We start from the raw sequence: 18,672 nt of genomic DNA on the forward strand, positions 1-18,672 counted from the left end.
ATGCATACTGAAATCGAGCTCCCCAAGAAAAATGATGATCGCATCGTATATGTGCGTCCGGTCGATGTCTCTGAATTGCCCGAAGAGGTTCAGAATCAAGCGGTTGGGATAAAGCAGCTTTACGCCGTCCACAGCGCCGATGGCGAACGGCTGGCTTTGGTCAAGGATCGCGACATGGCGTTTATCCTTGCGCGACAGAACGATCTGGCACCGGTGACGGTGCATTGATCTAGCACGCAACAGGTGATGAACCAACGGCGGCGCAACCGCGGGTGACCGGGGTTGCGCCGCTGGTGGTGGACACAGTGAACCGTTGATGAAATGCGGCAAAAAGGGCCAGTCTTCATTCGGAAGATTGGCCCATCGCTATTAAGAACGTCGCGCAGAAGAAGTGAACATAAGAGTCATTCTTCAAAACCGAAACGTCATTGGAAAGTCTCTCAAATCCGTTTCATTCGCGCCCAACGGGGACTGCAATTTTCTCTGTGCGCGTAAAATGGTCTTCAAAACAATCGCGGCAGAAGAATGAATCGCAAAACCTACGAGCGTCACAGCTCCAGCGGCTGCGATGGGTATTCAGAGAACTAAAAAGGCAACTTCGGAAAACAAAAGAAGCCTGCTACGCCCCGGTGTCGTCGTGGATCGCGCGTTTCCAATCTGTATTCCGCTTCCACCACCTTACCTTGGGTGGCAATCGCTTAGCCGTTCAAGCGAGACACGATTGCTTTATGGATCATGGGGCCGGACGCATCTGCACCCGGCCCCATGATCTTTTCATCAAAGCGCGATCTCAGCCCGCAATCAGGCCCATTGATTCCAGCTTCAGGATCACCTGATGCGCGCAGTTGTCGACATCGACGTTTTCCGTCTCGACGACAAGCTCGGCATTCTGAGGGACGTCATAAGGATCAGAGATCCCGGTGAATTCCTTGATTTTGCCTTCGCGGGCCAGCTTGTACAGACCCTTACGGTCACGACGTTCGCATTCTTCGATCGAGGTCGCCACATGCACCTCGATAAAGGCACCAAAGGCTTCGACGTCTTCGCGCACGGCGCGGCGGGTCGCGGCATAGGGCGCGATCGGCGCACAGATGGCGATACCACCGTTCTTGGTGATCTCGGACGCGACATAGCCGATGCGGCGGATGTTCAGATCGCGATGCTCTTTCGAGAAACCCAGTTCGGATGACAGGTTCTTGCGAACAATGTCACCGTCCAGAAGTGTCACGGGACGACCGCCCATTTCCATCAGCTTGACCATCAGCGCGTTGGCGATGGTCGATTTGCCTGAGCCGGAGAAACCGGTGAAGAACACCGTAAAGCCCTGCTTGGCCCGCGGCGGCTTGGTCCGGCGCAGTTCCTTGACGACCTCGGGGAAGGAGAACCATTCGGGAATTTCCAGCCCTTCGGACAGACGGCGGCGCAATTCGGTGCCCGAGATGTTCAGGATCGTGACCTTGTCCTTGTCCTCGATCTCGTCCATCGGTTCGTATTGCGCGCGTTCCTGCACCCAGACCATATGTTTGAAATCGACCATCTCGACGCCAATGTCGGCCTGATGCTTGCGGAACAGTTCCTGCGCATCGTAGGGCCCGTAGAAATCCTCGCCCTGAGAATTCTTGCCGGGGCCGGCATGGTCTCGGCCCACGATGAAGTGGGTGCAGCCGTGATTGGCGCGGATCAGCCCGTGCCAGACGGCCTCGCGCGGGCCGCCCATGCGCATGGCCAGGGGCAGCAGCGACATGGTGGTGGTCGATGCGGGATACTTGTCCAGAACAGCCTCATAGCAGCGCACGCGGGTAAAATGGTCGACATCGCCGGGTTTGGTCATGCCGACCGAGGGATGAATCAACAGGTTGGCCTGCGCTTCTTTCGCGGCGCGGAAGGTCAGTTCCTGATGGGCGCGGTGCAGCGGGTTGCGGGTCTGGAAGGCGACAATCTTGCGCCAGCCCAGTTTGCGGAAATGGGCGCGCAACTCGTTGGGTGTGTCGCGGCGGCCGCGGAAATCATAGTGGACCGGCTGCTGGATGCCGGTGACAGGGCCACCCAGATAGACCTTGCCGGCGGTATTGTGCAGGTAGTTCACAGCGGGATGCGCGGTGTCATCGGCACCGAAGACCTTCTCGGCCTCACGCGATTTGTCGGGGGTCCAGCGGTCGGTCACGGTCATGGTGCCCAGGATCACGCCTTCCTGATCGCGCAGGGCAATATCCTGCCCCAGTTCAAGCGTTTCGGCAAATTTCTCGGACACGTCGAGCGTGATCGGCATCGGCCACAACGCGCCGCTGGAGAGACGCATGTTTTCAACGACACCGTCGTAATCTTCCTCGGTCAGGAAGCCCTTGAGAGGGTTGAAGCCACCGTTCATCAGCAGTTCCAGGTCACAGATCTGGCGCGGCGACAGGTCATGCGACGTCAATTCGGCAGCTTCGTTTTTCAGCTTCTGAGCGCTGTCATAGGAAACGTAAAGCTCCGGGATCGGTGCCAGATTCGACATGGTCATCTCTCTTATTCTCGTTTGAAACAATTCGCACAGGCGGGATCCGGAGGCCCCATCATCTTCGCGCGCCTTTAGACCCGTGATGCCCTTTGTATCAAGGGGTTCTCATGGGTTTTTAGCCCGTGGTGCGGAAATGCCGCGTTGCGTTTGGCGCATGGCTTGGTGCCGGTGGCCCGCCGACAGGACGGGCTTGGCAAAGAAAAACCTTTCATTCAGGCTTCTTGCGGCACCGGTTCGACATCCGCTTCGGTCTCGGCGAGGAACTTCTCGGCATCCAGCGCGGCCATGCAGCCCATTCCGGCGCTGGTGACGGCCTGCCGGTATTTGTGATCGGTCAGGTCGCCTGCGGCGAACACTCCGGGGACACTGGTTTCGGTCGTTCCGGGTTTGACGCTGACATAGCCACCATTGTGCATTTCCAGCGCATCCTTGACCAACTCGTTGGCGGGCGCGTGGCCGATGGCGACAAACACGCCCTTGGCGGGAATTTCGGTGATCTCGCCGGTTTTGACATGCTTGACCTTGATGGCCTCGACGCCCAGCGGGGTGTCCGTGCCGGTCACTTCTTCCAGCTGATGATCCCAAAGCGGGACAATCTTGGGGTTTTTCATCAACCGGTCGATCAGGATCTTTTCGGCGCGCAACTCGTCCCGGCGGTGGACCAGCGTCACCTTGGAGGCGAAATTGGTCAGGAACAGCGCCTCTTCGACGGCGGTGTTGCCGCCGCCGATGACCACAATTTCCTGTCCGCGATAGAAGAAGCCGTCGCAGGTGGCACAGGCCGAGACGCCAAAGCCTTTGAACTTCTCTTCGGACGGCAGGCCCAGCCACTTCGCCCGCGCGCCGGTGGCAAGGATCACGGCGTCGGCGATATAGGTGTTGCCGCTGTCGCCCTTGGCCACGAAGGGCCGGTTTGAAAGATCAAGGCTGGTGATGATGTCGCCGACAATCTCGCAGCCCATCGCCTTGGCGTGTGCTTCCATGCGGACCATGAGGTCCGGGCCCTGCACCTCGGTGTCACCGGGCCAGTTTTCCACTTCGGTGGTGGTGGTCAACTGGCCGCCCGGTTCGATTCCCTGCACCAGAACCGGGTTCAGCATGGCGCGCGCGGCATAGACGCCCGCCGTATAGCCTGCCGGGCCGGAGCCGATGATGAGTACCTTGATATGGCGCGTGTCGGACATCGCGAAGCTTCCTTCGTGCAGATTTTGAGGGCTTGTCGGCCCGGTGTCGTGCTTGCATATAGAGATGAGAGGTCAGGACGGAAACCCTTGCGCCGTTCTGACGCCTGTAGAACTGCCCAAAATGCTGATCAGTTAATAATGTTGCGCAGTTGTGAAATATTATTGCGCGCGTGGCGTTGCTGATATAACAATCCGGTAGCTTTGGGAGAGCATGAAGGATGCGCGCTGTGCGGCTTGATCCAATTGATCGCAAAATCTTGTCAGAATTGCAGGCCGACGGTCGGATGACCAATGTCGAGCTGGCAAAGCGCGTCGGAATTTCCGCGCCACCTTGCCTGCGGCGTGTTCGTACGCTGGAAGAGCAAGGATTTATCCGTGGCTATCATGCCGATGTCGATCCGCGTGAACTGGGCTTCGAGGTTCAGGTTTTCGCCATGGTGGGGCTGCAAAGTCAGGCCGAGGCCGATCTGCGCGCCTTTGAGGACCGTTGCCGCGCCTGGCCGCTGGTCCGCGAATGTCACATGCTGAACGGCGAGGTGGATTTCATCCTCAAATGCGTGGCACCGGATCTGAGCACATTTCAGACTTTTCTCACGGATCAGCTTCTGACCGCCACGAATGTCGGGTCCGTCAAGACATCATTGGTGATCCGCGGCGCAAAGGATGAACCCGGCGTGCCTTTCGAAGTTCTGGAAGACAGGCTGAGTCGCAGCGCCTGAGCCGCGACAAGGGGGGTGCTGTGCGCGGCGGGCAAAAACGCCGCAATCCACATCACAGCCGGATGGTTGAAATCAGCCGCCCATAATCCGCTTCCTTGGCATGTGTCGCCCGCCGGTAGGAATAGAATCGATCCGCGTCCGAATAGGTGCAATGCCGCGTCCATTCGGCATTCACGCCAGCGGCGCGCAACCGGTGCAGGCCAAAGCCGGTCAGATCAAAATGCAGCCGGTCCCCGTCGCCATTGGCAAAGAAGCGCGCGTTTTGCGGATCCTCGTCGAGGAAATTGTCAAAAAACTCCGCGCCCACCTCATAAGCTCTCTGGCTGATCGAGGGGCCGATGACGGCATGGATCTGCGCGCGGCGTGCGCCCAAGCCTTCCATCGCATCGACTGTTGCTTCCAGAACCCCGTCCAGCGCACCGCGCCAACCGGCATGGGCCGCGCCGATCACGCGGGCCTCGTGGTCGGCGAACAGCACGGGCTGGCAGTCCGCCGTCAGAACCGCAAGCGCGATGCCGGGAGTGGCTGTCACCAGCGCATCGGCCTGGGGGCGCGGATCGGTTTGGGGTGCGTCCACATGGACCACATCCGCCGAATGCACCTGATGCACAGACGCAAGGTGATCAGGGCTGACCTCCATCGCGGCTGCGACACGGGCGCGGTTGATCGCCACGATTTCGGACTGGTCGGACGATCCCGGACCGCAGTTCAGCCCGAAAAACACGCCGGACGAGGCCCCGCCACGGCGGGTAAAGAACCCGTGTCGAAGGGGGGCCAAACTATCGGCAGTGATGATTTCCAGTGTCATGCGTCCAGTCCCGGCGGCGGTGGAGCGGTCTGCGGGAAGAGCCCCAGCAGTTTGAACAGCGTCCCCATTTCCGAGGGGTGCGTCAACCGGCGATGTGCGGCGATATGCGACTCGCGTACCGTACCGCTTAGCGCCTCGGCCAATTGCTGCGCACGGGCGGTGATTCCCAGCCGTTCAAGAAACACGCCCTGCGTGGTCAGCCTTGCGTGGGCAGAGGGCGTGGCGCGAGCCAATGCCTCGAAATCCACATGCGCGGTCAGGTCAGCCTCGCCCGGCGCGGCCAGCGGATCAACCGGGCTGTGCGCTTGTAGCGCCTGAAGCGTGTCGCCAAGACTGCGCCAGTCGCCATAATCCGCGATCAGTGCCGCACCACCGTGATCGGCGATGCGTTGGCCGATGGTCTGGATGATCGTGGCGGCAGCCGGGCAATGCTCTACCAGATCGCCATCTTTCGTGTCGTCCAGCCGGTGCGTCAGCGCGCTGACGGGGGCAGGCGGGGCAAGGCCGAATTGCAGCCCGTCATCGGACAGCCCGACCCGGCGTTCGCACCATGCAGCGCCATTGCGGACATATTGCCGGATGGGCAGGGCGTCGAAGAACTCGTTTGCCACCAGCCAGAGCGGCGCGTCGGGCAGGTCCGCCGCGTGGTCCAGCCATGCCGGCGCATGGCCTGCCAGCGCCTCTGCCTGACGGGCGCGCAGCGGTGCGGACGCCTCGACAAGGTAGATCCCGGCGGCATCGTGAAATCCCGGCACGCGGGCCGTGGCGCGCAGGATGTCGGCCATCATCGTCCCGCGGCCCGGCCCAAGTTCGGCCAGCGTGAAAGACGCAGGCGCGCCCTGATCCAGCCAGCTTTGCGCAAGGCAGAGGCCGATAAGCTCGCCGAACATCTGGCTGATCTCGGGGGCCGTGGTGAAATCGCCCTTCGCACCCAGCGGGTCGCGCGTGGCGTAATAGCCGTGGACGGGGTGCAGCAGGCTTTCGGCCATGAAATCCGCAACCGGGATTGGCCCTTCGGCGGCGATCCGCGTGCGCAATATCCGCAACAGCGGGGTCACTTCGATACCATGCGCCGCTGCGTCCAGCCGATCAACGTCAACCCGATCAGGATCATCGGCAGTGACAGAAGCTGCCCCATCGTCAGCCCATAGCCGTCGATTTCGACCGCCAGCCCCAGCGGATTGCCAAGTGCGACGAACTGCGCGTCGGGCTGCCGGAAGAACTCGATAAAGAACCGTGCGCAGCCATAGCCTGTCAGAAAATAGCCGGTCAGCCGGCCGGGGACTTTGAAAGCGCCGCGCCGCCAGGCCTGCCAGAGCAGGAAACCGCCCAGCAGCAACCCCTCCAGCGCGGCCTCGTACAATTGTGACGGGTGCCGCGCGCAGAGTTGATCCAATGCCTGCCCGCAATCCTGTGCCGCAGCGCCGGGGAAGATCACCGCCCAGGGCGCATCGCTGGGACGGCCCCACAGCTCGGCATTCACGAAATTCGCGAGACGCCCGAAAAGCAGCCCCGGCGGCGTTGCCAATGCCATGATGTCAGCCACGGACAGCACCGGCGCGCCGACCCGACGCGCGAACAGCAGACCAGCCAGCGCCACCCCCAGCATCCCGCCATGAAAGGACATCCCGCCCTGCCAGACCATCAGGATCTCTGCCGGGTTCGAAAGGTAATAGGCAGGCTGATAGAACAGCACGAATCCCAGCCGACCGCCGAGGATAATGCCAAGGATGACCCATGTGACCAGATCTTCCAGCTGTTTGGGCGACATCGGCGGCGTGTCGTCCCGCCAAAGCCCGGTGTTTCGCAAGGCGCGGGCGGCCAGCCACCACCCAACAAGGATGCCTGCGATATAGGCCAGCGCATACCAGCGCAGCGCAAAATCGATCCCGAATGCGGTGATCGAAAAAACCTCGGGCGAGAGGGGCGGGAAGGGGATGCCAGCGTTCATGTGCGTCTCTGTGCCTCTGTCCTTCGGGGGAAGTCAACCTTGTGATATTCGCCCTCGACGCCCATATAGGCAACAGACCAAAAGCCGGAGTGACACATGCAGACCCGCAACAAAGTATTCGACGACATCTCGCAGTTGATGACCAACGCGATGGGCGTGGCCCAGGGCGCGCGGCAAGAGGCCGAGACCGCGATGAAGTCCATGATGGATCGCTGGCTCGCGGATCGCGATTTTGTCACGCGCGAAGAGTTTGATGCCGTGCGCGCGATGGCGCAAAAGGCCCGCGAAGAGAATGAGGCATTGTCCGCGCGGATCGCGGCACTGGAAGCTGCGTCCAAAAACGACTGATCGCAGGTCGGGCGGCGCGTCAGGCTGTCCTGACGCTGTAACCCGGCGGAGTCAGCAGTTTGCGGAAAAGCGTTTCCACATGGGCCTCTGCGCCTGCGCGGGCTTCTGTCTTGCGGGGCATCAGCACCTCTACCTGGGCTTCGAAATCCGCGTAGTGCTGCGTGACCGCCCATATTGAAAAGATCAGATGCCCCGGATCGACCGGGGCCAGTTTGCCGTGGTGCACCCAGGTTGCAATCAAGGCGCATTTCTCGTCAAACAGTGTTTTCAGCCCTGAGGCCAGATGCGGCCCCATCCGGGGTGCGCCCTGAATGATCTCATTGGCGAACAGACGGCTTTCTCGCGGATAGGCATGGCTCATCGCCAGCTTGCGCGAAATATACCGCATCAGTTCGTCCAGTGGCTCACCCTCCGGATCCATTTCTTGCAGCGGGGCCAGCCATTCGGCCATCAGCGTGTTCAGCAAATCGACATGGATCGCTTCCTTGCCATCGAAATAATAAAGGATGTTGGGCTTTGACAGCCCGGCCTCTGTCGCGATCTGATCCAGTGTCGCGCCACGATACCCGTGCTGCGAGAACACATTCAGCGCTGCGTCCAGAATACGCTTTCGGTTCCGTTTCTGGATACGGCTGCGTTTGGGTGTTTCGGGCGGGGGCTTGCCGTCATCCATGAGGTTTTTCACCTGCTGATTAGTTGGGCAGTCTTTGTCCCGCGTTGATGGTTCCGTGCGGGTGGTGGAAGTCAATCCTTGACACAATTCGGTGCCCTTGCAATCGTGCCTTTACCAATTGGTAAAAAACATGCGGCGCTGTGGCAAGCCTTAAGGCAGGGTCTTTTGGTCATAGGTGGCGCAACCAGGTCGGCGGGCAGCCCGGCCGACAGATAAGGTAGGATGACGGATATGGCAGCACCCGGCGAAAACCTTCGGATCAATGGCGACCGGCTTTGGGACAGCTTGATGGAAATGGCAAAGATTGGTCCCGGTGTGGCAGGCGGCAACAACCGCCAGACGCTGACGGACGCCGATGCCGAAGGCCGCGCGCTGTTTCAGTCATGGTGCGAAGCGGCTGGCATGGAAATGGGGCTTGATACGATGGGCAATATGTTTGCGCGCCGTGAGGGCACCGACCCGGAGGCGCTGCCGGTTTATGTCGGTTCGCATCTGGATACGCAGCCTACGGGTGGCAAATACGACGGCGTGCTGGGCGTGCTGGGCGGGCTGGAAATTATCCGCTCGCTCAACGACATGAACATCAAGACCAAGCACCCGATCGTTGTCACCAACTGGACCAACGAGGAAGGCACGCGGTTTGCCCCCGCCATGCTGTCCTCGGGTGTGTTCGCAGGCGTTCACGAGCAGGATTGGGCCTACAACCGCGAAGATGCCGAGGGCAAGAGCTTTGGCGATGAGTTGGAACGTATCGGCTGGAAAGGCGAAGAAGAGGTCGGCGCGCGCAAGATGCATGCGATGTTCGAATTGCATATCGAACAGGGGCCCATTCTGGAGGCCGAGGGCAAGGACATCGGTGTTGTGACACACGGGCAGGGCTTGTCCTGGACGCAAGTGACGGTGACCGGCAAGGACAGCCATACCGGCTCTACCCCGATGCCGATGCGCAGGAATGCAGGCCTTGGCATGGCGCGTATCCTGGAACTGGTGGATCAGATTGCCTGGTCGCACAAGCCGGATGCAGTTGGCGCAGCGGGTCACATCGACGTCTATCCCAACTCGCGCAACGTGATCCCCGGCAAGACGGTCTTCACCGTCGATTTCCGCTCGCCCAACCTGAGCGTGATCGAGGATATGGAAAAGCGCCTGCGCGTTGAGGGAGCGAAGATTTGCGAGGAAATGGGTCTGGAAGTCTCATTCGAAAAGGTCGGTGGCTTTGATCCTGTCGAGTTCGACAAGGACTGTGTGACGGCCGTGCGCAACGCCGCCGAACGCTTGGGCTATTCCCACCGCGACCTGATCTCTGGCGCAGGCCACGATGCTTGCTGGATCAACCAGGTCGCGCCCACGGCGATGGTGATGTGTCCCTGCGTGGACGGCTTAAGCCACAACGAGGCCGAGGAGATCAGCAAGGATTGGGCCACCGCCGGTGCGGACGTCCTGTTTCACGCCGTGGTCGAAACGGCGGGGATCGTGGAGTGAGCTTTAGTGTCATCCGACCTGTCCCGGGCTTGACCCGGGACCTTTTGGCCAGCGTGGAACAAGGTCCCGGGTCAAGCCCGGGACGGGGTTCACTCAATCGTAACGCTATTCGCGACATCTTACGGCATGGCGCATTTTGTCTACATCATGGCCTCTCGGCCTTGCGGAGCCATGTACACAGGAAGGGCAACGGATCTTCGTACCCGAGTGGAGGCGCATCGCGCTGGGTTGTCTGTTCATACCGCAAAATACAACATCCGACGCTTGGTCTGGTTCGAAGAACACGACTGTTTCGAGGCGTCACTCAGGCGCGAGCGAGCGATCAAACGGTGGCGTCGCGACTGGAAAATTGCGCTGATAACGCAAAGCAATCCGAATTGGCACGAATTAACACCCCAAATCCCAGATTGAGCCGACGCAAGGTCCCGGCTCAGGGCCGGGACGGGTTGGCACAGGGAGGCAAGATATGACCAGAGTCATCAAGAACGGCACCGTCTGCACGGCGGATCGCACTTGGAAAGCGGATGTCCTGATCGAGGGCGAGGTGATCAAGCAGATCGGTGAAGACCTAAAAGGCGACGAATATATCGACGCCGAGGGCGCTTATGTCATCCCCGGCGGTATCGACCCGCATACCCATCTGGAAATGCCCTTCATGGGCACCACGGCGGCAGAGACCTTTGAGTCCGGCACCTGGGCGGCGGCCACCGGCGGCACGACGATGCTGGTGGATTTCTGTCTGCCCGGTGCGGATGGGTCGATCAAGAACGCCATCAACGAATGGCACCGCAAATCCGCCCCGCAGATATGTTCCGACATCGGCTATCATATGGCGATCACCGGCTGGAACGAGACCATCTTCAACGAGATGAAGGACGCCGTTGATATGGGCGTCAACTCTTTCAAGCATTTCATGGCCTATAAGGGCGCGTTGATGATCGAGGATGACGAGATGTTCGCGTCCTTCAAGCGCTGCGCCGAACTGGGTGCGTTGCCGATGGTGCATGCCGAAAACGGCGATCTGGTCGCCGAGATGCAGCAGAAATATTTCGACCAGGGGATCACCGGCCCCGAGGGACACGCCTATTCCCGCCCGCCGGAATTTGAAGGCGAGGCTGCCAATCGCGCGATCACCATCGCAGATGCGGCGGGTGTGCCTCTGTATATCGTGCATGTCTCTTGCGAGCAGGCGCATGAGGCCATCCGGCGCGCGCGTCAAAAGGGAATGCGGGTCTACGGCGAGCCGCTGATCCAGTTCTTGACACTCGACGAATCCGAATATTTCAACAAGGATTGGGACCACGCCGCCCGCCGCGTGATGTCGCCGCCGTTTCGGTCCAAAGACCATCAGAATTCGCTATGGGCCGGGCTTCAATCCGGGTCCTTGCAAGTGGTCGCGACGGATCATGCGGCCTTCAACACCGAACAAAAGCGCGCTGGACGTGATGATTTCCGCATAATCCCCAACGGGTCGAACGGGGTCGAGGAACGTCTGGCCGTTCTTTGGACTGAAGGAGTCGAAACCGGTCGTCTGACGCCGAACGAGTTTGTCGCGGCGACCTCGACCAATGTGGCGAAGATCCTCAACATCTACCCCAAGAAGGGGGCGATTGTTGAAGGTGCGGATGCGGATATCGTGGTGTGGGATCCGAAAATCTCCAAGACGATCTCGCCCGCGAACCACCATTCGGTGCTGGATTACAATGTCTTCGAGGGCTTCAATGTGTCCGGGCAAAGCCGCTACACGCTGTCACGCGGAGAGGTGATCTGGGCCTGGGGCCAGAACAGCCAGCCGCAACCCGGCCGCGGCAAGTTCGTGCCCCGCCCTGCCTTTCCCTCGGCGCATGAGGCGCTGTCCAAGTGGAAAGAGCTGAATGCACCGAAGATGATACAGCGCGACCCGCTGAACATACCGGCGGGGATCTAATAGGTGCCAAATGGAAAGCCAGGGGATCGGCTGATGTCCGATCCGCTTAGCCAAAATACGACGACCCCCGGCGCGGTAATTTCTGCGCGGGACTTGTCGCTGACGTTCCAGACAAATGACGGTCCGGTGCATGCGCTGAAAGACGTCAGTCTTGAAATCGACAAAGGAGAGTTTGTCAGTTTCATCGGGCCTTCAGGCTGCGGCAAGACGACCTTTCTGCGCTGCATGGCGGATCTGGAGCATCCGACGGGCGGCACGATCACCGTCAACGGGGTCTCGGCCCAAGAGGCCCGCAAGGCGCGGGCTTATGGCTATGTGTTTCAGGCGGCAGGGCTGTATCCGTGGCGCACGATTGGCGGCAATATCCGCCTGCCACTGGAAATCATGGGGTATTCCAAGGCGGATCAGACCGAACGGGTGGCCCGAGTGTTGGAACTGGTGGAACTTGACGGGTTCGAGAAGAAATTCCCGTGGCAGCTTTCGGGGGGGATGCAGCAGCGGGCGTCGATCGCGCGCGCGCTGGCATTTGACGCGGATATTCTTCTGATGGATGAACCTTTCGGGGCGCTGGACGAGATTGTCCGCGACCATCTGAACGAACAGCTTCTGGCGTTATGGAGAAGAACGGAAAAGACCATCGCTTTTGTCACGCATTCGATCCCCGAGGCGGTGTATCTGTCCACCAAAATCGTGGTGATGAGCCCGCGCCCCGGACGGATCAGCGACGTGATCGACAGCCCTTTGCCCAAGGAGCGCCCGCTGGAAATCCGCGATACGCCCGAATTCATCGAGATCGCGCATCGGGTGCGCGATGGGTTGCGCGCGGGGCATGGTTATGACGACTGAGGCCTGCGTTGCGCGTCGTGCTGCCCGCAAGACCGCACTGATGTCCGTCCGTCCGAAAGCCGAAACATCGACCGACGATGCCTGTGGCGAAGCCGACAGTTTAGAACGGGGTCCGATGCTGCGTGCCAGTATTGCGCGCTTGCGGACGGAGTGGCGGCGATGAGGCGTTTTGGTCCGGTGCTGGTGGTCGTGCTGACGATCTTTGCCATCTGGTATGTCGGCAGTTTTTTGATGAACCGCACATGGGTGATGGATCAGGCCGCGCGGGCCGGGACTGAACCGGGCTTCACGGAAGTGTTGCGCGATACGATGAATCAGGATCGTGCCAAACTGCCCGCGCCGCACCAAGTTGCGGCAGAGCTGTATGACGGGGTGGTCAACAAGAAGGTCACCTCGAAACGCAGTCTGGTTTATCACGGGTTCATCACGTTTCAGGCGACGATGGCAGGTTTTGCGCTGGGGATCATTGCCGGCGTCGCGCTGGCGGTTGCCATCGTGCTGAGCCGTTTTGCGGACCTGACGCTGATGCCATGGGCGATCATCAGCCAGACCATCCCGGTGGTGGCACTCGCGCCGATGATCGTGGTGCTGGCCAATGCCGCCGGTGCGGGAAGCCTGATGGTGCCAAAGGCGATCATCGCGGGGTATCTTGGCTTCTTTCCCATACTTGTCAGCATGGTTGCGGGCTTGCGCAGCCCTGACGGAATGCAACTGGATTTGCTGCGCACCTATGGCGCATCCCCGGGCCAGGTGTTCTGGAAATTACGCCTGCCCGCATCCTTGCCCTATTTCTTCGCCTCGCTGAAAATCGCAGTGGCGGCCAGCCTCGTCGGTGCCATCGTAGGCGAACTGCCAACGGGCGCGATCTCTGGCTTGGGCGCGCGGATGCTGATCGGATCGCAATTCGGCAATCCGATGATCATGTGGTCGGCACTCTTTGCCGCGGCAATCCTGGCAGCCTTGCTGATATGGATCGTCTCTGGGATCGAGAAAATTGCGGTGCGGACGATGGGCGGAGGGCAGACATGACCGGGCAGCCATCCTTGTTTTTGCGGATCGGGTTGCCGCTTGGGTTCGGGATCGCCGTACTTGTCTTGTGGGAGCTGTTTGTTGTCGGATTCAACATCCCCCGCGCGATCCTGCCCGCACCGTCGGAGATTTGGGCCGCCATCCAACGCTCAACTGCGATCCTCTGGGTCGATTGGGTGCAGACCGTACTGAAGGGGGCGCTGACGGGTCTGTCGATCGGCGCTGCCGCAGGTTTCGCAGCCGCGCTCGCCATCGACCGCGTGGATTTCCTGCGTCGCGGCCTGTTGCCGGTAGCCAATTTCGTGGCGGCCCTACCGATCGTCGGGGTCGCGCCGATCATGGTGATGTGGTTCGGCTTTGACTGGCAGTCCAAGGCTGCGGTTGTGGTGGTCATGGTGTTCTTCCCGATCCTAGTGAACACGCTGGCAGGGCTGGCGGCAACCGGCAGGATGCAGCGCGATCTGATGCGCACCTATTCGGCGAGCCATGCACAGACCCTGACCAAATTGCGCCTGCCCGCAGCCATGCCGTTTGTCTTCAATGGCCTGAAAATCTCGGCCACCCTTGCGCTGATCGGTGCTATCGTGGCGGAGTATTTCGGCTCGCCCACCAAAGGCATGGGGTTCCGCATCTCGACAGAGGTCGGACGGTTGGGGATTGATATGGTCTGGGCCGAAATCGCCGTTTCTGCGCTGACAGGAACGGTTCTCTACGGGTTCGTCGTACTGATCGAGCGTTGGGTGACCTTTTGGCACCCCTCGCAACGGCGGGGCCGATAACAATGAAACGCGATCAACAACACGGAGTTTAAAGAATGACGATGAACAAGATTGCCGGACTGGCCGTTGCCGCAGGGCTGATCGCTTCGGGCGCGCAGGCGGCCGATGATCTGACGCTGCAACTGAAATGGGTCACACAGGCCCAGTTCGGGGGCTATTATGTGGCGCTGGAAAAAGGCTTTTACGAGGACGAGGATCTGAACGTCACGATCAAGCCGGGCGGCCCGGATATCGCGCCCACACAGGTGATCGCAGGCGGTGGCGCCGATGTGGTCGTCGAATGGATGCCCGCCGCGCTGGCCGCGCGTGAAAAGGGGTTGCCGCTGGTCAATATCGCGCAGCCTTTCAAGTCGTCGGGCATGATGCTGACCTGCCTCAAGGAAAGTGGCATCGAAGGCCCCGAGGATTTCCCCGGCAACACGCTGGGTGTCTGGTTCTTCGGCAATGAATACCCGTTCCTGTCCTGGATGAGCCAGCTTGGCATCCCGACAGAGGGCGGTGAGGACGGTGTCGAAGTTCTGAAACAGGGCTTCAACGTCGATCCGCTGTTGCAGAAACAGGCGGTGTGCATCTCGACCATGACCTATAACGAATACGGTCAGGTTCTGGATGCGGGAATCGCCGAAGAAGACCTTGTGACGTTCAAATATGAGGATCAGGGCGTCGCGACGCTTGAAGACGGGTTGTATGTTCTGGAGGACACGCTGTCGGACGAAGCGACCGTTGATAAGCTCGCCCGGTTTGTGCGCGCTTCGATGAAGGGCTGGAAATACGCCGAAGAGAACCCGGATGAAGCCGCAGAGATCGTGCTGGAATATGACGAGACGGGCGCGCAGACCGAAGCGCATCAAAAGCGGATGATGCGCGAGATTGGCAAGCTGACCTCAGGCTCGAACGGTGCGTTGGACGAGGCGGATTATCAACGGACCGTCGACTCGTTGCTGTCGGGCGGATCCGATCCGGTGATCACCAAGCAGCCCGAAGGTGCCTGGACTCACGCCGTCACCGACAAGGCGCTGAATTAACGCCGGAGCCTATCGCAACCTGATACAGAATTGGGGCGGTCCGAGGGGCCGCCCCGACGCGTTCTGAAACGTTTTGGGGTTTGCGGCTGGATTTCAATCTTTCCAGCCACAGTTTGATTAAGGGTGTGATGTAACATCGCTATGACGAGCTGTTTTGGAAGCCGCCGGATCATGCTCGGCCACGCAACTGGTGCGTGGAAATCGCATGAAACATCCCGTCGGCGTCTTCGCCCGCAAGGGTCAGCGCGTCCAGCGCGAAGGGCGTGGGCAGGATCGGTGTCAGATGATCGGCAAGCGTCGCCTCAAGCATCCGCGCCTGAGCGACCGGCAGCTTGCTGCTCAGCGTGAGGTGGAGCCGGAATTGGTCCATCACATAGGGATAGCCCCAGCGTTGTAACATTTGCTTCTGCCGGTCGGATAAAGGGCGTGACCCGTAGCGATCAAGGTCGGCCTGACTCAATGGCGCGCGGAAAACATCAAGCGCCTCTACCGTCCGCGCCGCAAGATTCGCAATCGCGGTGGTCTCTCCCGCAGGTGTCAGTGCCACAAGACGGCCCAGACGAGTGACCTTCAGAGAGTCGGCAAACGCGGGGGGCAGGCGCACGGACAGTGTTTCCAGTGCCGCTGCAAGTGTGGTCGCGCTTTGTTCATCAGCCAGCCGGAAGGGTGGCTTGATCGTTGCGTGAAACCCATAGCGGCGCGGTGTTTCGGTCAGGCTATGTGCAGGCGCATGCAGCCCGTTTACCACCGGGGCGGTGCAGGCCATGCCGGTCAACATGTCCCAGCCCAACCACGCCGCGCCGAACCGTGCCAGCGCGCTTTCCTGAGGTGTGTAATAGATCGCGTAACGGCGATAGGTCATGCGGTCTCCGCGATACGCGCGCCGGGCCTGACCCGGCGCCTTTTGGCATTACAGCGTTTTGGCGATCAGCGGCCCAGCGGGAAAACGAACGTCTTCCAGCTTGGCAAAGCGGGCGATGCGGGCCAGTTCCGCTTCCAGCCGTGCGTGGCGGGCGTCAGTCCAGCGCACACCGCGTTCGGGCCAGACTGCGGTAACGTTCAGAACCCCCGCCGACCGGTCAGCTTTCATGTCGATCCGCCCCACCAGCCGGTCGCCTTCCAGCAACGGAAAGACGTAATAGCCATAAATGCGTTTGGGTGCCGGGGTAAAGACCTCGATCCGGTAGTGAAACCCAAACAGGCGCTCTGCCCGGGCGCGGTCGCGCAGCGCCGGATCGAACGGGCTGAGCACACGCATCCGGGCAGGCGGGCGGGGCGCGTCTTGCGCAGCGTCCAGAATACCGGGGCGGGCGATCGAGCGGCGCAGGCTGCCATCCGCGCCTTCCACCTCCACCTCTTGCAAGGCCCCCGATGCCAGACCGCGCGCCACCCAATCCTTTGCCTCCGCGGCCGTCGCCTTGGCCCAGAAGGCAGCGATTTCGCCGGACGTGGCAAAACCAAGCCGGTTCAGCGCCGCGTTGCAGGCCCAGTCAAGTGTCTCGGCCTCCGAGGGGTGGCGGGCATGCTGGTCGGCTGGAATGACGTTTTGTGCCAGATCGTAGAGTTTGCGGAACCCTTCGCGCCGCGTCACGGCAAGCACGCCGGACCGCCACAGGAATTCCAACGCGGTCTTGGACGGGTGCCAATCCCACCAACCGCCAGAGGACCGCTGCTCGGTTTCGCCGACATCAGAGGAACTGACCGGCCCGTGCGCGCGGATATGGTCCAGCACAGGCTGCATCTTGGACATCAGCAGGTCGCGCCGACCTTTGCGCCAGCGCGCGGGCAGGGCCGCAGCATCGCGGGCGCAGCGCAGATGCCAGTAGGGGTAGAATTCTGTCGGGATTACCGCCGCGTCATGCGTCCAATGTTCGAATATCGCGCGGTCGCGGTCCAGCAATGGCGCAAGATTGGCGGGGCGGTAGGATTGTCGCCGCGCATGCAGGATCATGTGATGCGCGCGTGCGACGGTGTTGATGCTGTCGATCTGGACAAATCCTAGCCGCTTGATCAACGCCACCAGATCTGCCCCTTTCGCGGGTCCGGTGGGCGGCTCCGCCAGCGCATGCCGGTCAAGGAACAGCCGCCGTGCCGCGCGGTTCTTCAGGACCGGCGGCTGCGTCACTTCCGTTTGAGCGTGTCGCCAAACGCGATCGTCGGGGTCAGTTCCACATGGCATTCGTATTCCGCCGCGTCCCCATCCGCCACGCGTGTGGCGATGATCTGGGCCGCCGTCTTGCCGACATCCAGACGGCAGGCATCCATTGTCGCCAATTGCTTTGGCAATCCATCCAGAAGATCGACCCCGTTAAAGCCGGCCAGTCCGATCTCTCCGGGGATATCGACGCCCTTCTCAAGCAGATAAAGCAAGCCACCCGCACCAATCATGTCGTTGGAATAATACAGGAAATCCAGATCCGGTGTGCGTTCAAGCATGGCGTGGGTCATCTCGCGTCCCTTCACCAGCGCAGATCCGCCTGAATAGAACTCCTGATCCGCGACCTCGACACCGCCCTTTGCCAGCGCCTCCGTGAACCCTTCAAAGCGTTTGCGGGCGCGGTGATCCAGCGGCATTTTGGTGCCCATGAAGCCGATCCGCTTGTAGCCTGCTTTCAGGATCGCCTTTGCCATCTCGCGGCCTGCGCGGCGATGCGAAATGCCGACCATGCAATCGACGGGCGTGCCGTCCACATCCATGATCTCGACCACCGGAATGCCGGCCGCCTGCATCATCGCACGCGAGGAATCCGTATGTTCCAGCCCGGCGATGATCACGCCCGAGGGCCGCCATGACAGCATTTCATACAGGACACGCTCTTCCTTTTCAGGGGTATAGTCGGTAACGCCCACGACCGCTTGCAGATCCGTGCCTTCCAGCACCTGGTTGATGCCGGTCAGAACCTCGGGGAATACCATGTTCGACAGTGACGGAATGATGACCGCGACCAGATTGACCCTTTGGCTCGCCAGCGCGCCCGCGATCTTGTTGGGGACGTAGCCGAGGCTCCGCGCGGCCTCCAACACCTTTTCGCGGGTTGCATCCGACACGTCGCCGCGGTTTCGCAACACGCGGCTGACGGTCATTTCGGACACGCCCGACGCCTCGGACACGTCGCGCAGGGTCAAGGGGCGGGAGTCATCGTTTGCCAAAGTGGGTAATCCTGTGATGGTTCAGTCGATGCTACGCAATCGCCCGAGCCTGTTCAAGCCAGCAAAGCCGCGCAGTCGGTGCGTCGGGGGTTCCACATGACCGCCCAAACGCCACCGCGGCGAGCGGTGTTCTACGGCGGGACTTTTGGGACTTGTCGGTCAAGGCGAACAATCGTAGAAAAAGGTCAGATGTGTCTGCGTAGCTCAGCTGGATAGAGCACAGGATTCCTAATTTTCAATTGGGCGTTGCG

At 60.7% G+C, this 18,672-nt stretch carries 19 protein-coding genes; 10 read left to right on the top strand and 9 right to left on the bottom strand.

The features are described 5' to 3' along the window. A complete protein-coding gene (locus ACN0WV_RS05655) occupies positions 1-228 on the top strand; it encodes a DUF1150 family protein (RefSeq protein WP_084351730.1) in 228 nt (75 codons plus the stop codon). 562 nt (positions 229-790) lie between these two features. Here ACN0WV_RS05655 and ACN0WV_RS05660 read toward each other — a convergent pair. Continuing rightward, positions 791-2,503, bottom strand: coding sequence for a bifunctional sulfate adenylyltransferase/adenylylsulfate kinase (locus ACN0WV_RS05660; protein ID WP_417604243.1), 1,713 nt, complete (start codon positions 2,501-2,503; stop codon positions 791-793). 209 nt (positions 2,504-2,712) lie between these two features. After that, entirely contained in the window at positions 2,713-3,684 is a 972-nt protein-coding gene (trxB, locus tag ACN0WV_RS05665) for a thioredoxin-disulfide reductase (protein WP_084351734.1), read from the bottom strand. 218 nt (positions 3,685-3,902) lie between these two features. Between trxB and ACN0WV_RS05670 the strand changes: the two genes are divergently transcribed. Then, positions 3,903-4,403: an Lrp/AsnC family transcriptional regulator gene (locus ACN0WV_RS05670; RefSeq protein WP_084351736.1), complete on the top strand. Its 501-nt coding sequence runs from the start codon at positions 3,903-3,905 to the stop codon at positions 4,401-4,403. 52 nt (positions 4,404-4,455) lie between these two features. Here ACN0WV_RS05670 and pgeF read toward each other — a convergent pair whose 3' ends face one another. The 3 genes from pgeF to lgt are packed head-to-tail and all read right to left on the bottom strand — an operon-like array spanning position 4,456 to position 7,162. Further along, complete coding sequence (pgeF, locus tag ACN0WV_RS05675) at positions 4,456-5,211, bottom strand: peptidoglycan editing factor PgeF (RefSeq protein WP_084351738.1); 756 nt, start codon at positions 5,209-5,211, stop codon at positions 4,456-4,458. Further along, a complete protein-coding gene (locus tag ACN0WV_RS05680) occupies positions 5,208-6,269 on the bottom strand; it encodes a class I SAM-dependent methyltransferase (protein WP_417604246.1) in 1,062 nt (353 codons plus the stop codon). The genes pgeF and ACN0WV_RS05680 overlap by 4 nt, the downstream gene beginning before the upstream one ends. Further along, the gene (gene lgt / locus ACN0WV_RS05685; RefSeq protein WP_417604247.1) at positions 6,266-7,162 is read right to left on the bottom strand and encodes a prolipoprotein diacylglyceryl transferase; all 897 of its coding nucleotides are present in this window, start codon (positions 7,160-7,162) and stop codon (positions 6,266-6,268) included. The genes ACN0WV_RS05680 and lgt overlap by 4 nt, the downstream gene beginning before the upstream one ends. 96 nt (positions 7,163-7,258) lie before the next feature. Between lgt and ACN0WV_RS05690 the strand changes: the two genes are divergently transcribed. Continuing rightward, positions 7,259-7,510 (top strand): accessory factor UbiK family protein, encoded by a 252-nt coding sequence (locus ACN0WV_RS05690; protein WP_084351741.1) that lies wholly within the window; start codon positions 7,259-7,261, stop codon positions 7,508-7,510. 19 nt (positions 7,511-7,529) lie between these two features. Here the strand turns inward: ACN0WV_RS05690 and ACN0WV_RS05695 are convergent, their stop codons facing one another. Beyond that, positions 7,530-8,183: a TetR family transcriptional regulator C-terminal domain-containing protein gene (locus ACN0WV_RS05695; protein ID WP_084351743.1), complete on the bottom strand. Its 654-nt coding sequence runs from the start codon at positions 8,181-8,183 to the stop codon at positions 7,530-7,532. A 231-nt stretch (positions 8,184-8,414) separates the two neighbouring features. Here ACN0WV_RS05695 and ACN0WV_RS05700 point away from each other — a divergent pair, with 231 nt between their 5' ends. The 7 genes from ACN0WV_RS05700 to ACN0WV_RS05730 all read left to right on the top strand — a co-directional run bounded on the left by ACN0WV_RS05700 (position 8,415) and on the right by ACN0WV_RS05730 (position 15,271). Next, the gene (locus tag ACN0WV_RS05700) at positions 8,415-9,665 is read left to right on the top strand and encodes a Zn-dependent hydrolase (protein WP_417604249.1); all 1,251 of its coding nucleotides are present in this window, start codon (positions 8,415-8,417) and stop codon (positions 9,663-9,665) included. Positions 9,666-9,791: 126 nt separating this feature from the next. Beyond that, a complete protein-coding gene (locus tag ACN0WV_RS05705) occupies positions 9,792-10,076 on the top strand; it encodes a GIY-YIG nuclease family protein (RefSeq protein ID WP_084351745.1) in 285 nt (94 codons plus the stop codon). Between the two features lie 55 nt (positions 10,077-10,131). Beyond that, complete coding sequence (hydA, locus tag ACN0WV_RS05710) at positions 10,132-11,592, top strand: dihydropyrimidinase (RefSeq protein WP_417604251.1); 1,461 nt, start codon at positions 10,132-10,134, stop codon at positions 11,590-11,592. A gap of 33 nt (positions 11,593-11,625) precedes the next feature. Then, complete coding sequence (locus tag ACN0WV_RS05715) at positions 11,626-12,438, top strand: ABC transporter ATP-binding protein (RefSeq protein ID WP_417604253.1); 813 nt, start codon at positions 11,626-11,628, stop codon at positions 12,436-12,438. A gap of 159 nt (positions 12,439-12,597) precedes the next feature. Beyond that, entirely contained in the window at positions 12,598-13,467 is an 870-nt protein-coding gene (locus ACN0WV_RS05720; RefSeq protein ID WP_143514507.1) for an ABC transporter permease, read from the top strand. Continuing rightward, positions 13,464-14,246, top strand: coding sequence for an ABC transporter permease (locus ACN0WV_RS05725; RefSeq protein ID WP_417604255.1), 783 nt, complete (start codon positions 13,464-13,466; stop codon positions 14,244-14,246). The genes ACN0WV_RS05720 and ACN0WV_RS05725 overlap by 4 nt, the downstream gene beginning before the upstream one ends. 41 nt (positions 14,247-14,287) lie before the next feature. After that, positions 14,288-15,271: an ABC transporter substrate-binding protein gene (locus tag ACN0WV_RS05730; RefSeq protein ID WP_084352228.1), complete on the top strand. Its 984-nt coding sequence runs from the start codon at positions 14,288-14,290 to the stop codon at positions 15,269-15,271. A 169-nt stretch (positions 15,272-15,440) separates the two neighbouring features. Here the strand turns inward: ACN0WV_RS05730 and ACN0WV_RS05735 are convergent, their stop codons facing one another. The 3 genes from ACN0WV_RS05735 to ACN0WV_RS05745 are packed head-to-tail and all read right to left on the bottom strand — an operon-like array spanning position 15,441 to position 18,421. Continuing rightward, complete coding sequence (locus tag ACN0WV_RS05735) at positions 15,441-16,133, bottom strand: DUF1045 domain-containing protein (RefSeq protein WP_417604257.1); 693 nt, start codon at positions 16,131-16,133, stop codon at positions 15,441-15,443. Positions 16,134-16,181: 48 nt separating this feature from the next. Then, positions 16,182-17,396 (bottom strand): winged helix-turn-helix domain-containing protein, encoded by a 1,215-nt coding sequence (locus ACN0WV_RS05740; RefSeq protein ID WP_417604259.1) that lies wholly within the window; start codon positions 17,394-17,396, stop codon positions 16,182-16,184. Beyond that, entirely contained in the window at positions 17,393-18,421 is a 1,029-nt protein-coding gene (locus tag ACN0WV_RS05745; RefSeq protein WP_417604261.1) for a LacI family DNA-binding transcriptional regulator, read from the bottom strand. The genes ACN0WV_RS05740 and ACN0WV_RS05745 overlap by 4 nt, the downstream gene beginning before the upstream one ends. Positions 18,422-18,672 lie beyond the last annotated feature (251 nt).

Origin of the sequence: Primorskyibacter flagellatus, from assembly GCF_048268605.1 — a bacterium.
GTDB classification, from domain to species: Bacteria; Pseudomonadota; Alphaproteobacteria; order Rhodobacterales; family Rhodobacteraceae; genus Primorskyibacter; species Primorskyibacter flagellatus.